At 58.4% G+C, this 13,270-nt stretch carries 12 protein-coding genes; all 12 read left to right on the top strand.

What is annotated here, in order from left to right; genetic code table 11:
* Window positions 1-10: 10 nt before the first annotated feature.
* Window positions 11-1,210: a tryptophan synthase subunit beta gene (trpB, locus tag BUB44_RS03845; RefSeq protein ID WP_073163339.1), complete on the top strand. Its 1,200-nt coding sequence runs from the start codon at window positions 11-13 to the stop codon at window positions 1,208-1,210.
* Complete coding sequence (gene trpA / locus BUB44_RS03840; RefSeq protein WP_073163337.1) at window positions 1,207-2,034, top strand: tryptophan synthase subunit alpha; 828 nt, start codon at window positions 1,207-1,209, stop codon at window positions 2,032-2,034. Before trpB ends, trpA begins: the two co-directional genes overlap by 4 nt.
* A gap of 13 nt (window positions 2,035-2,047) precedes the next feature.
* Window positions 2,048-2,878 (top strand): 3-deoxy-7-phosphoheptulonate synthase, encoded by an 831-nt coding sequence (gene aroF, locus BUB44_RS03835; protein WP_073163335.1) that lies wholly within the window; start codon window positions 2,048-2,050, stop codon window positions 2,876-2,878.
* A 174-nt stretch (window positions 2,879-3,052) separates the two neighbouring features.
* Window positions 3,053-4,087 (top strand): 3-deoxy-7-phosphoheptulonate synthase, encoded by a 1,035-nt coding sequence (gene aroF, locus BUB44_RS03830; RefSeq protein ID WP_073163334.1) that lies wholly within the window; start codon window positions 3,053-3,055, stop codon window positions 4,085-4,087.
* Window positions 4,080-5,174 (top strand): prephenate dehydrogenase, encoded by a 1,095-nt coding sequence (locus BUB44_RS03825; RefSeq protein WP_073163332.1) that lies wholly within the window; start codon window positions 4,080-4,082, stop codon window positions 5,172-5,174. Before aroF (BUB44_RS03830) ends, BUB44_RS03825 begins: the two co-directional genes overlap by 8 nt.
* Before the next feature lie 130 nt (window positions 5,175-5,304).
* Window positions 5,305-6,597: a 3-phosphoshikimate 1-carboxyvinyltransferase gene (gene aroA, locus BUB44_RS03820; RefSeq protein ID WP_073163330.1), complete on the top strand. Its 1,293-nt coding sequence runs from the start codon at window positions 5,305-5,307 to the stop codon at window positions 6,595-6,597.
* Window positions 6,598-6,710: 113 nt separating this feature from the next.
* Window positions 6,711-7,388, top strand: a complete 678-nt coding sequence (cmk, locus tag BUB44_RS03815) for a (d)CMP kinase (RefSeq protein ID WP_073163328.1) — start codon at window positions 6,711-6,713, stop codon at window positions 7,386-7,388.
* On the top strand, window positions 7,388-7,966 hold the full coding sequence (locus BUB44_RS03810; RefSeq protein ID WP_073163327.1) for a lysophospholipid acyltransferase family protein: 579 nt from the start codon (window positions 7,388-7,390) through the stop codon (window positions 7,964-7,966). The genes cmk and BUB44_RS03810 overlap by 1 nt, the downstream gene beginning before the upstream one ends.
* Before the next feature lie 15 nt (window positions 7,967-7,981).
* A complete protein-coding gene (locus tag BUB44_RS03805) occupies window positions 7,982-10,201 on the top strand; it encodes a bifunctional 4-hydroxy-3-methylbut-2-enyl diphosphate reductase/30S ribosomal protein S1 (RefSeq protein ID WP_073163325.1) in 2,220 nt (739 codons plus the stop codon).
* Window positions 10,202-10,313: 112 nt separating this feature from the next.
* Window positions 10,314-11,078, top strand: coding sequence for a DUF1614 domain-containing protein (locus BUB44_RS03800; RefSeq protein WP_073163323.1), 765 nt, complete (start codon window positions 10,314-10,316; stop codon window positions 11,076-11,078).
* Window positions 11,075-12,358 carry a stage II sporulation protein P gene (gene spoIIP, locus BUB44_RS03795; protein ID WP_073163321.1) on the top strand — a complete coding sequence of 428 codons (1,284 nt, stop codon included), beginning with the start codon at window positions 11,075-11,077 and terminating at the stop codon, window positions 12,356-12,358. The genes BUB44_RS03800 and spoIIP overlap by 4 nt, the downstream gene beginning before the upstream one ends.
* Before the next feature lie 12 nt (window positions 12,359-12,370).
* Complete coding sequence (locus tag BUB44_RS03790) at window positions 12,371-13,261, top strand: YIEGIA family protein (RefSeq protein ID WP_027356824.1); 891 nt, start codon at window positions 12,371-12,373, stop codon at window positions 13,259-13,261.
* Window positions 13,262-13,270 lie beyond the last annotated feature (9 nt).

The following is a 13,270-nucleotide window of genomic DNA, read 5'->3' as shown; positions in this document are numbered from 1 at the left end:
GGGAAAAATTATGTCACTACCGGATGAGCGGGGCTATTTTGGGCCCTTCGGGGGTCGTTACGTGCCGGAAACCCTCATGCCGGCCCTGGAGGAACTGGCATCGGCCTACCTGGATGTGCGGCAGGACCCGTCTTTCTGGCAGGAGCTGGATTATTACCTGCAGCAGTATGTGGGCCGGCCCTCACCGTTATATTTTGCCCGCCGCCTGAGCGAATACTGCCGGGGTGCCAGGATTTATCTTAAAAGGGAGGATCTCAATCATACGGGTGCACATAAAATAAACAACACCATTGGCCAGATTCTCCTGGCCCGGCGGATGGGCAAGAAGCGCATTATAGCCGAAACGGGTGCCGGCCAGCACGGGGTGGCTACGGCCACCGCTGCCGCCCTTTTTGGCATGGAATGTGCCGTGTACATGGGTGAAGAGGATATGGCCCGCCAGTCCCTGAACGTTTTCCGTATGCGTATTCTGGGTGCTGCGGTGATCGGGGTGTCCGCTGGAAGCCGTACCCTGAAAGATGCCATGAATGAAGCCATGCGGGACTGGGTAACCAACGTTGATACCACTTATTACCTGATTGGCTCTGTGGCCGGTCCCCATCCCTACCCCATGATGGTACGGGATTTTCAGCGCGTCATAGGGGTGGAAACCCGCCGGCAGGTACAGGAGCAAACGGGCAGGCTGCCCGATGTGATTATAGCCTGCGTGGGGGGAGGAAGCAATGCCATGGGCATATTTCACCCCTTCCTTGAAGAGGAGGAGGTAAAACTGGTGGGGGTGGAGGCGGCCGGCTGCGGGCTGGAAACGGGTAAGCACGCTGCCACCCTTAACCGGGGCCGCCCGGGTGTTTTGCACGGCTCGAAAAGCTACGTTTTGCAGGATGAAGACGGACAGATCAGGCTGGCCCACTCCATTTCCGCCGGGCTGGATTATCCCGGTGTTGGCCCGGAGCACAGCTATCTCAAAGAATCGGGCCGGGTTACCTATACGGCTGTGACCGATGGGGAAGCCCTGGAAGCTTTTCAATTGCTCTGCCGCACGGAAGGGATCATTCCGGCGCTGGAAAGCGCCCATGCCCTGGCCCAGGCCGTAAAAATGGCCGCAGAAATGCCCCGGGAGGCCATCATCGTGGTGAACCTCTCCGGCCGGGGAGACAAGGATGTGGAGACTGTGGCCCGCATCCTGGAAGGGGGGAAGGGGAAATTATGACTGCAAACCGTATTACCGCGAAGTTTTCCGCCCTGGCCCGGGAGAGGAAAAAAGGGCTCATCACTTATATTACTGCCGGGTATCCAGACCTGAGCACAACTGCCGGGCTCATCATGTCCATGGTGGAAGCCGGGGCCGACCTGGTGGAAGTGGGCATCCCTTTTTCGGATCCCGTAGCCGACGGCCCGGTAATCCAGCGGGCCTCAGCCCGGGCTCTGGCCGGGGGCATAAGGGTCAGGGACATTTTAAGCCTGTGCGCCGGTATCCGGCAGAAAACGGGCATTCCCCTCATTGTGATGACTTACTATAATCCCGTATATCAGTACGGGCTGGAGCAGTTTACCCGGGATGCTGCCGGGGCCGGGATAGATGGCCTGATCGTGCCCGACCTGCCCGTTGAAGAAAGCGGGGAATTGCTGGGGCATGCCGATCATTACGGTCTTGCCCTCGTACCACTGGTAGCTCCCACCACCACCGAAAAAAGAATGGCCGTTATTGCCTCCGCGGCCCGGGGGTTTGTGTACTGCGTTTCCGTTACCGGAGTAACCGGTGCCAGGGAGGAGATCAACACCAATCTGGCGAAATTCATGCAAACAGTACGCAGGCGTATTCATCTGCCCTGCGCCATTGGTTTTGGTATTGCCGGCCCGGTGCAGGCTGCGGCGGTGGCACCGTACTGCGACGCCGTGGTTGTGGGTAGTGCCATCGTCGAGCTGGTGGACCGGGCGGGTACGGGCGACCCGGCTCCGTTGGTGGCCGCCCTGGTCAAGGAGATTAAATCTGCTCTTGAAAATTGCCATGATCTAACCTCAAAGGTTATGTAAGGGGGTACACATCTTGCCTGCCTACCAGCTGGCCAGCCGGGAATATCAACAGGAGGATACGGTTATCGAACTCAAAACCTGCCGCATTGGAAGCGGTCAGGTGGTAATAATTGCCGGACCCTGCGCCGTGGAAAGCGAAGAGCAGATGCTGGGGCTGGCTTCGACCCTCAAGGAGATGGGCGTCCATATCCTCAGGGGTGGAGCTTTCAAGCCCCGTACCTCTCCCTACTCTTTCCGGGGGCTGGGTGAGGAAGGACTGCGTATTTTGGCGCGGGCCCGGGAATTGACCGGCCTGCCCGTGGTTACTGAAATTACCGATGTGCGTAACCTGGACATGGTTTTAAAATATGCGGATATACTCCAGATAGGCAGTCGCAACATGCAGAACTTTGATTTGCTGCGGGAAGTGGGCAGGGTGCATCGTCCCGTATTGCTTAAAAGGGGGCTTGCCGCCACCATTGAGGAGTGGCTGCTGGCGGCGGAATACATACTGGCGGAAGGTAACCGGAATGTAATCCTCTGTGAACGGGGTATACGCACCTATGAAACCTATACCCGTAATACCCTGGATATAAGCGCCATTCCGGCTATTAAGGAACTCTCCCACCTGCCTGTAATTGCCGATCCCAGCCACGGTACGGGGCGGCGTTCCCTGGTGGCTCCCGTGGCCCGGGCGGCGGTGGCGGCGGGGGCTGACGGATTGATGCTGGAGGTACACCCCTGTCCCGAGGAAGCCCTTTCCGACGGTCCCCAGTCCCTGCTTCCCGCACAGCTGGAACACCTGCTGGCAGAACTGCGCCCCATGGCTGAAAGCCTTGGGCGCAGGTTATCCGGCTCCATATAAAAAAGCGTTGCCGCTTCAGGTAATCTGTGCTAAGATAAAACTGAGTTCAGCGCAGGATGGTAGTACGGCAGGGGAGGGATGTCCATGTCTTTTAACGGGTATTAAGGCACCTCCTTGGTGCCTTGTTCGTTTTCAGGGGAAAATAGCAGTATGGATAGGACGGAGGGGTAAAAAGTGATTGTTGTCATGCAGCAGGGTGCAACCCCTGACCAGGTGCGTGCGGTGGTGGAGCGGCTGCAAAACAGCGGTTTTCAGGTGCATATCTCCCGGGGGGTGGAGCGGACCATCATCGGGATTATTGGCGACCGCACCCGGCTGGAAGATACGGCTCTGGAGGCCATGCCCGGTGTGGAAAAGGTTATGCCGGTGCTTCAACCATATAAACTGGCCAGCCGGGCTTTTCATCCCGAGGATAGTGTGATTATGGTGGGAGACCTGGCCATTGGTGGAGAAACGGTTCATGTAATGGCCGGTCCCTGCGCGGTGGAAAGCCGGGAGCAGCTGCTGGAGGCAGCCCGGCAGGTGAAGGCTGCCGGGGCTACTATTTTAAGAGGGGGCGCCTACAAACCCCGTACTTCCCCCTATTCATTCCAGGGACTGGAAGAAAAGGGTTTGCAGCTCCTGGCTGAGGCGCGGGAAGTTACCGGCCTGAAGGTGGTTACAGAAGTGATGGATGCCCGCACCCTTCCCCTGGTGGCGGAATATGCCGACATCCTGCAAATTGGTGCCCGGAACATGCAGAACTTTTTCCTCCTGCGGGAGGTGGGCCGGCTTGACAAACCGGTACTTTTGAAACGGGGACTTTCCTGCACCATTGAAGAATGGCTTATGGCGGCAGAATATATTATGTCCATGGGCAACCAGAGGGTTATCCTGTGTGAGCGGGGCATCCGGACCTTTGAAACCTATACGCGCAACACCCTGGATCTTTCTGCCGTGCCGGTGGTCAAACATTTCAGCCACCTGCCGGTGGTGGTCGATCCCAGCCACGGTACAGGCAAGTGGCAATTCGTACCCACCATGGCCCGGGCAGCCGTTGCTGCCGGCGCCGACGGCCTTTTAATTGAGGTGCACCCCAACCCTGCGGAAGCCCTGTGCGACGGCCCGCAGTCCCTGACCCCGGAGAATTTTGCCCGGATGATGAAGGAGCTGCGCCGTGTGGCCAGGGCTGTCAACCGCCGGCTGGCCGGTGAGGACACCGATGTTTGACCGGGTGGTCATTATTGGCGTGGGTTTAATAGGCGGCTCCCTCGGGCTGGCCCTGCGCCGCCGTTCCCTGGCCCGGCGGGTGGTAGGCGTGGATAAGAATCCCGAAAACCTCCGTTTGGCCATGGAGTCAGGGGCGGTGCATGAAACGACATGCGATCCCGCAGGTGCGGTGCGGGGCTCGGAACTGGTGGTTATTGCCACACCGGTGGGTGAAACCACGTCCGTGCTGAAGCAGCTGAGGAATTACCTGTCTTTCGGGGCGGTGGTCACCGATGTGGGCAGCACCAAGGTGGAGGTTTGTACCCGGGCGGCGGAAATGATGCCGCCGGGAACCTGGTTTGTTGGCGGCCACCCCATGGCCGGTTCGGAATATTCGGGTATGGCGGGGGCGGATCCCTACCTTTTTGAAAATGCCTTTTATATCATCACTCCCTTTCCGGATACTCCTGCCCGGGCCGTTGAGCGGGTGAAATTGCTGGCTGCCGGGGTGGGAGCCAGGGTCGTTCAGATGACGCCGGAGCAGCATGACCGGGCGGTGGCCGCTGTCAGCCATGTTCCCCACCTGGTGGCGGCGGCCCTGGTGAACACCCTGGTGGAGATGCCAGGGGGAGAGGATTTTCTCCCCCTGGGTGCCGGGGGATTCCGGGACACTACCCGCGTGGCGGCAGGTAATCCGTTGATGTGGCGGGACATATTTCTCTCCAACCGGGGAGCTGTGATTGAGGTTCTGGCCTGTTTCCGGCGGGAACTGGAACGCCTGGAAAGGGCCATCAGCGACCGCCGGGAAGAAGAGATCCTTACCCTTTTAGAGCAGGCCAGCCGGGTGCGTAAAAAAATACCCGCCCGTATGCGGGGTTATCTGGGGTCCATGTTCGAAATAGTGGTGGGCATTCCCGACCGGCCGGGAATGATTGCCGGGATAGCCGGTCTGCTGGGGGAAGCGGGTATTAACATCAGCGATATCGAGATCCTCCGGGTACGGGAGGGAGAAGGCGGTTCCATCCGCCTGGCCTTTGCTACCGCCGCCGGGCAGGAGGAAGCGGTGCGCATCTTAAGACAGGCCGGCTACCAGGTGGTTAAGCGCTAACAACAGGACATTTCTACCTTCCAGCCCGCTGCTTTTATTATAGAGTCTGGAGTCACTTTTCCGGACATTGTTGACCTGCGGGTGTAAACAAGCATAGCAGGGGCTAGGTACACAGAAAGGCAGGCGAAATATGAATCTGGAAATAACCCCACCCCGGGCGTTGCGGGGGAGCACCACAGTTCCCGGGGATAAGTCCATTTCCCACCGGGCGGCCATGCTGGGCGCCCTGGCCGAAGGTGAAACCTTAATTGAAAATTTTCTTATGGGGGCCGACTGCCTGGCCACAATAAAATGCCTGGCTGAAATGGGAGTGTCCTTCACCGGGCCCGATGAGAAAGGACGGCTTACCGTGCACGGGCGCGGCCCGTCAGCCTTAAAGGAGCCGGGAGACGTGCTGGATGCGGGTAATTCCGGCACAACCATGCGCCTTCTCCTGGGCATACTGGCCGGGCTGCCCTTTTTCTCCGTTATTACCGGAGATGCTTCCCTGCGCCGCCGGCCCATGAAGCGGGTTACCGCTCCCCTGTCCCGGATGGGTGCCCGTATCTGGGGCCGCCGGGAGGCCAGCCTGGCTCCCCTGGCCGTTCAGGGGGGCGCACTGGAAGGCTGCAGTTTTTCCCTTCCCGTGGCCAGCGCCCAGGTGAAGTCGGCTCTCCTTCTGGCCGGCCTGCTGGCCAGGGGCGAGACGCGGGTTGTTGAACCGGTTCCGTCCCGGGATCACACGGAGCGCATGCTGCAATTTTTCGGTGCGGAGGTATTTAAAGAGGGAACAGCCGTCACCATTAAGGGCGGCCAGGTTCTAACCGGGCGCCGGATTGTGGTTCCCGGGGATATTTCCTCCGCGGCCTTTCTTATGGTGGCCGCGGCGGTAGTGCCCGGTTCCGATGTAACCATCCGGGGAGTGGGACTCAATCCCACCCGGGATGGGATAGTGGATGTGTTGAAGGCTATGGGCGCCGACCTGGAAATTACCAACCGTTACCGGCTTGCCAATGAACCGGTGGGCGATATCCGGGTTCGTCATTCCCGGCTCAGGGGGGTAACTGTTGGTGGAGATATGATCCCCCGCCTCATCGATGAGATTCCCGTACTGGCTGTGGCTGGCGCCCTGGCAGAAGGAGAACTGGTGGTAAGGGATGCCGCGGAGCTGAAGGTGAAAGAAAGCAACCGTATCGATACCGTGGTGCAGGAGTTGAGGAAGTTTGGTGTGGAGGCAGAGGCGCTGCCCGACGGCCTGCGGGTACGGGGTGGCCGCCCCCTTACCGGAGCTTCATGTGCCAGCCATGGAGATCACCGCATAGCCATGGCTATGGCTGTAGCCGGACTGGCCGCCCGGAGCAAAACGGTAATTCAGGACGCAGGGTGTATTGATGTTTCTTTTCCCGGATTCACCGGTATTTTGGGCTCCCTGCGGGTAGAATAATACCGGGAGAGTTTTTCCCGGTTTATTTTTTTCTTTGTTATCTCTTGAAGGAAATATCAGTGCAGTGTCGAAATTAAAGAGGGTATTTGTGTTACTATAATAGGGAGATGGGCATGGTTAGCAGGCAGTCTATTGCCATCGACGGTCCGGCCGGGGCGGGTAAGAGTACGGTGGCCCGGGAGCTGGCCCGGAGGTTGGGCTGGCTGTACATTGATACAGGAGCCATGTACCGGGCCATAACCCTGAAAGCCCTGCGCCGGGGGTTGAACCTTAAAGATGAAAAATCATTGGAAGCACTGGCCAGGGAAAGCCGGATTGAAATGACCACCGACCCGGGTTATGCAACGCGGATCTACCTGGATGGGGAAGATGTCACCCGGGCCATCCGGGAGCCGGAAGTATCCCGCCACGTATCCCTGGTAGCCAGGTTGCCCGGGGTACGGGAAGTTATGGTCCACCGCCAGCGGGAAATGGCTGAAAGCAAAAACGTGATTATGGATGGCCGGGACGTGGGTACGGTGGTTCTTCCGGACGCCGGGTTGAAAATTTTCCTTACTGCCTCGCCGGAAGCGCGGGCCAGGCGCCGGCAGCAGGATTTGCAGGCCCAGGGGCACCACGTTCCCCTGGACCTGCTTATCCGGGAAATCGCGGAACGGGACAGGCTGGATAGCAGCCGCCCGGTAGCACCGCTCATGCCTGCACCCGATGCCTGGGTTATTGATAGTTCAAATTTGAGCGTCGAGCAGGTAGTGGAGATGATAACTGCCCGGGTTCGGGGGAGGTTTTCCTGATGTTCTATCGCGTAGCCCGGGCTATCTGCCGGATAGTACTTGCCCTTGTCCGCCGGTGGGAAGTGGTGGGAGCGCATCATCTACCCCCTTCCGGGGGGGTGCTGGTGGTCAGCAACCACGTCAGCTACTGGGACCCCGTGGTGGTGGGATGTGCGCTGGACCGCCAGGTACATTTTATAGCCAAGGCCGAGTTGTTCAGGATACCCCTTCTCGGCCCGGTGATAAGGGCTCTGGGTGCTTTTCCGGTACGCCGCGGTGGTGGCGACAGGCAGGCTGTCCGGCGGGCATTGGAGCTGCTAAAGCAGGGCCGGGTGGTGGGTATTTTCCCGGAGGGAACCAGGAGCAAGAGCGGTGAGCTCCTCGAGCCACATATGGGGGCTGCCATGCTGGCCTTGCGGGCAAAAGTACCGGTACTGCCGGTAGCAGTGATTAATACCCGCGGCCTTTTCGGCAAGGTCAGGGTAAATATAGGCAAGCCGCTGGTATTTGAGCACAGCTCAGGCGGCCGGCCTGATTACCTGGCAGTCAGCCGGAAGCTGATGCATGAGATTGCCAGGTTAATGAACAGCGGGAAGTAAGTCGGTGATTTTTAAATGCAAGTGCGGCGGTCGGCAGAAGCAGGTTTTTGTTTTGGTGTAAAAAGGGCTTTAAAGCTGGCTATGGCTACGGCCAGGGAGCGGGACGGGCCGGTCTACTGCCTCGGTCCACTGATTCATAACCCCCAGGTAATGAATAAACTGGCGGCGGCGGGGATACAGGAGATAAGCAGGGTGGAGGAAGCCCGTCCCGGAGGGAAACTGATTATCCGCTCCCATGGCGTAGGCCCAGGCATTCTGGCCGCTGCCAGGAAACGCGATTTGAAGGTAGTGGATGCGACCTGCCCCTTTGTGGGCAGGGCACAGAAGCTGGCCCACTCTGAAGCTGCCAGCGGTACGCTGGTGGTGGTGGTGGGTGATAAGAACCATCCCGAGGTTCAGGGTATTGTGGACTGGACCGGTGGGCGGGCGGTAGTGGTGGAAGGGCCCCGGGAGGCCGAGAAATTGCCGGCAATGGCCTGCATGGCCGTGCTGGCCCAGACCACCCAGCCGCTGGCCAACTTCCAGGCAGTGGTGGATGTCCTGCTGCAAAAAGTGGGACAATTAAAAGTATACAATACCATCTGTCATACCACCGGGGCCAGGCAACGGGCTACCCTGGAACTGGCCCGGGAGGTGGATGTGATGGTGGTGGTTGGTGGTGCGTCCAGCGCCAATACCCGCAAGCTGGCCGCCCTGTGCCGCCAGGCGGGTGTACCAACCTATCAGGTGGAAACCGCCCGGGAACTGGACCCCTCCTGGTTTAAAGGGGTGAAGGTGGCGGGATTGACAGCGGGGGCATCCACACCTGACTGGATTATAGAGGAGGTAGAACGACGGATGAAGGAGTTGGGCGAGATGGTAGCTGTGGAGGAAAACATTAAAGACACCAGTGTCGCTGGGGAGAAAGACCAGGTGGTATCCCCGGGCGGAGCCACCGGGGAAACCGCCGGGGAAGCTTCCCCTGCCGCCCAGGACACCACTGCCAGCGCCGCCGCCCGGGAAGCTGTGCAGGGTATACCCGCTGCCGACAGTACAACCGGTGAAACACCCGGTGCCGGGGAAAGTGCCGGGGAGACAGCCAGCGGCGAGGAAGGGATGAAAGAAGCCGTAGAGGTCAGATCATTGCGGCCAGGGCAAATTGTGAAGGGCGTGGTGGTTCAGGTAGGTGCCGATGAGGTGCTGGTGGATGTCGGCGCCAAGTCGGAAGGCATAATTCCCCTGAGAGAATTGTCCTGCTACAATGTAAGTTCCCCCGCGGATGTGGTAAAGGTCGGGGATGAAATAGAAGTTGCCGTTATTAAAGCTGAAGATAATGAGGGGCGGCTGATCCTCTCCAAGGAACGGGCCGATGCGGAGAGAGCCTGGGTGAAATTAAATGAGCACCTGGAAAACGGTGAGCCCGTCGAGGGCATCGTGCGGGAAGTGGTTAAAGGCGGCCTTCTGGTGGATGTGGGCTTGAGGGCCTTCCTGCCGGCCTCTCTGGTGGAAAGGGGTTACGTAGAGGACCTCAGCAAATATGTAGGGGAAAAGATCAGAGCCAAGGTAATCGAGTTGAACCGCAGCAGGCGGAAGGTTATCCTCTCCCGCAAGGCTGTGCTGGAAGAGGAAGCGGTGCGCAGGCGCCGGGAGTTGCTGGAAAGCCTGCAGGAAGGCCAGGTTGTGCGGGGCGTGGTTCGCCGGCTGACCAATTTTGGTGCCTTCGTGGACATTGGCGGCGTGGATGGGCTGCTGCATATATCGGAAATGGCCTGGTACCGGGTTAACCACCCTTCAGAAGTGGTAAATGTAGGCGACGAAGTGGACGTAATGGTTCTGCGGGTGGACCGGGAGAATGAAAAAGTTTCCCTGGGCTTAAAACAGGTGTTGCCCAACCCCTGGGATAATGTGGAGGAAAAATATCCCGTGGGCAGCATCGTGAAGGCCAAAGTGGTCAGGCTCGCACCGTTTGGAGCTTTTGTCCAGCTGGAGCCGGGAGTGGAAGGGCTGGTGCATATATCTCACCTGGCGGACCGGCATGTGGCCACTCCCGATGAAGTGGTTCAGGAAGGAGAAGAAGTTGAAGTTAAGGTGCTTAATGTGGATCGTGCTGAAAAACGAATCCGCCTTTCCATCCGGGAAGTCAACCGGGATCGGGAAAGGGGGAGCCGGCGTGCCAAAGAGCCGGGCTACCAGCACAGCAGTGACGGTGCCAGCGTAACTATAGGGGAAGTGGTGGGAGATCTTTTTGAAAAATAAGCTTGTTTCCGGTGGCAAAGCATAGTGGCGTGCAAAGCGCCACTTTTTTTGTGCATATTTATACCTGGCCGGGGCACGCTAAAAAAAGCTTAAGTATAGAGGAGGATGGTACATGACCGGTTTTCCTGTGGGTATCACGGCACTGATAGTTATCTCCCTCTTGATCTTTTTGGGCCTGGCCCACCGGGCCCTGGATCGCATGCGCCTGACTGACCGGGGTGCCCTGGCCGTAATTGTGGCCATGATTGTGGGCAGTTTCATTTCCCTGCCCATTCCCGGCGGCCGTTACCCGGTTTCCATAAACGTCGGCGGCGGCCTGATCCCGCTGGGTTTGTCTATTTACCTGCTCTCCCGGGCGGGGACTGCTGCGGAGCGTATCCGTGCCCTGGTGGGGGCAGGGATAACTGCTGTGGTGGTCTATGCCGTGGGCTCCCTGGTAATGAGGGGTCTGCCCGAACCCGGAGGAAGGTATGAAATTCTGGATGCCCTGTGGCTTTATCCTCTGGTTGCCGGGCTGGTGGGTTACCTTGCCGGGCGTTCAAGACGGGCTGCCTTTGTTTCCGCCACGCTGGGGTTGCTGGTTCTGGATGTGGGTTACTATTTCTGGCTGGTCAGCCGCGGTGCCCCGGCAGGCCGGGTGGCTATTGGCGGCGCTGGCGCCTTCGATGCCATTGTGCTGGCCGGGATCCTGGCCGTGCTCCTGGCCGAAGTGGTAGGCGAGGTGAGAGAGCGCCTGCAGGGAGGACCGGTATCGAAAGGACGGCCGGAAGCCTTGCTCAGGGCTTTGCGCAAACCGGAAATGGCTACCGTGGAGAATGGCGGGAACAGGATCGGCAGGGAAAGTCCTGAGAATGACGAGGGGGGAACTTTAAAGTGACCGGGGCAAAAAGCAGGATTATCTGGGGAATCGGCCTGCTTCTGGTGGGAATATCCCTGCTCCTGGGGTTATCCGTTTCACGGCTTACCCGGCCGGTATGGTCGGTAACCACCTTCTTTAAAGAGGCAGAAAACGACCACCAGGCCGGCGTTGTCTATACTGTAAAGGACGAGCAGGGACGCGTGATCAGCCAGGCTTCCCGGCGGGTTACGGTGGGAGACGAAATTTTTACTGCTGAAAGCCGGCATTACCGGGTTACCGGGGTAAAGGGTAACACCGCTTACGCCCGTTATCTGGGAATGGACAGGGACCTGCTGGCCTATAATGAGTATTACAGTCACCTGGGCGTTCCCGCTGTCCGGATGATGGCCCGCAGTACCCGGCCGGTAGGTATTTACCACACCCACAGCGATGAATCCTATGTGCCCACAGACGGTTCGGAATCCATTCCCTTTAAGGGAGGTATTTACCAGGTGGGGGAAGCCCTGGTAAACCGCTTAAAGAACAGCGGTGTAAGGGTGGATTATGACAGGACCCCCCATGACCCCCATGACGATAACGCCTATTACCGTTCCCGGAGAACGGCTGTAAAATTGATGCAGAATAACCCCATTGCCATTTTTGACGTGCACAGGGACGGCATTTCCGATCCCAGCTATTACCAGCGTTATATTTCCAATGAGGATGTGGCCCAGACACGGCTGGTGGTGGGGCGGGAAAATCCGCGGATGCAGGCCAACCTTGATTTTGCCAAGAGGTTGATGTCCTACGCCAACAGCCTGCATAAACCGGTGGTTAAAGAAATATTTACCGCACAGGGCAATTATAACCAGGACCTGATGCCTACCGCCCTGCTCATCGAAGCGGGCACCCACACCAACACGAAGGGAGAGGCCGAGCGAGGCATCGCTCTTCTGGCCGATGCTGTGCCGGTTGTCCTGGGCCTCACCGGACCAGCCCCCGGGGGAGCACCCAAACCGGTTACCGACCGTACGGCGGGAACGCCCGGCAGCTGGAAGGCTCTGGGCTGGATCATTGCCCTGACCCTGCTGGGGGGAGGTGCGTTTCTGCTCATCAGTGCCGGAAGCTGGGACAGGGCCAAAAGCAGGTTAAGCGATTTCTTTGGCCGGGAATTTGCGAGTTTCTTCGCTCCCCGGCGGGCCCGAAAACCGGACCTGGATACCGCTGAAAAGGCAACCGAAACGCCGGCAGAAGGCCACCGGGATCCGGATGCGGGTGAGGCGGCCAGGGATCATCTGGAACGTATTCGCCAGGACTAGAGGTGGGGGAAATTGGAACATTACCTGGGCACCATCATAGCCGGGACAATGGCCGGTACGATAGCCAGGATGGTTATGCTGCACCTGGATTACCGCCAGTATCCCGGCTACCCTCATGGTTATCTTTCTCACCTTTTCCTGGGTTTTATCGCCTCTGCCCTGGGAGCGGTAGCCATTCCGGCTATTTTGAAACCGGATTATACCGCGGTAACTTTCCTGGCGCTGGCTGCCAGTCAGTTCCGGGAAATAAGGGGTATTGAAAGAAAAACCCTGGAACACCTGGATGAAAACGAACTGGTCAAGCGGGGCAGTGATTATATAGAAGGAATAGCCCGTACCTTTGAAGCCCGTAATTACCTGTCCATGGGCTGTGCCCTTTTGACCAGCATTGCCTATGAACTGGGGAGATTTCCGGCGGCCGTTCTTATTGCCTTACTTTCCATAATCTTTGTGCGCACATTTATGGCCGGGGAGACAGTGGGGGATATCTGCGAAGTCGTGCCGGCACGAATATGGTTTGACAATTCTATCCTGATGGTGGAAAACATCGGTTTTATCAATGTCGGCTTGAAGGAGATACGGGAGAAGATCCTGGCCGAGGGGCTGGCTGTTTTAATTATACCCAGGAATTCCGATGCCCGGGCCACCATTCACGATCTGGGGCAGCGCCAGGCCATAGCGCATACAGTTACGGTGCTTCTGGGAACCAAGAAAGACGTGGATATTCCAGAGTTCACCCCCCTTGCCCGTATTGATCCCGATAGCGGGGTGGTGGGGCTTTATACGGTACCCGTGGAAAGGGATCAGGATGCGTTAATCCTGGCGGTAAAGCGTACTCCCGTGCTGGAAAGCGCCCGTTCCAGGCCATTGAAAACTGAAGCGGGACGTATGGCCGCCAGGTAAACCGGCATG

The sequence above is a fragment of the Desulfofundulus australicus DSM 11792 genome, from assembly GCF_900129285.1.
Taxonomy (GTDB): Bacteria; Bacillota; Desulfotomaculia; order Desulfotomaculales; family Desulfovirgulaceae; genus Desulfofundulus; species Desulfofundulus australicus.
Note: the sequence above shows the minus strand (reverse complement) of the source record. Positions and strands in the feature narration are given on the sequence as shown.

Coding starts and splice junctions, on each gene's coding strand:
- trpB (WP_073163339.1), top strand. CDS start 11: ATGTCACTACCGGATGAGCGGGGCTATTTTGGGCCCTTCGGGGGTCGT.
- trpA (WP_073163337.1), top strand. CDS start 1,207: ATGACTGCAAACCGTATTACCGCGAAGTTTTCCGCCCTGGCCCGGGAG.
- BUB44_RS03825 (WP_073163332.1), top strand. CDS start 4,080: ATGTTTGACCGGGTGGTCATTATTGGCGTGGGTTTAATAGGCGGCTCC.
- aroA (WP_073163330.1), top strand. CDS start 5,305: ATGAATCTGGAAATAACCCCACCCCGGGCGTTGCGGGGGAGCACCACA.
- cmk (WP_073163328.1), top strand. CDS start 6,711: ATGGTTAGCAGGCAGTCTATTGCCATCGACGGTCCGGCCGGGGCGGGT.
- BUB44_RS03810 (WP_073163327.1), top strand. CDS start 7,388: ATGTTCTATCGCGTAGCCCGGGCTATCTGCCGGATAGTACTTGCCCTT.
- BUB44_RS03805 (WP_073163325.1), top strand. CDS start 7,982: ATGCAAGTGCGGCGGTCGGCAGAAGCAGGTTTTTGTTTTGGTGTAAAA.
- BUB44_RS03800 (WP_073163323.1), top strand. CDS start 10,314: ATGACCGGTTTTCCTGTGGGTATCACGGCACTGATAGTTATCTCCCTC.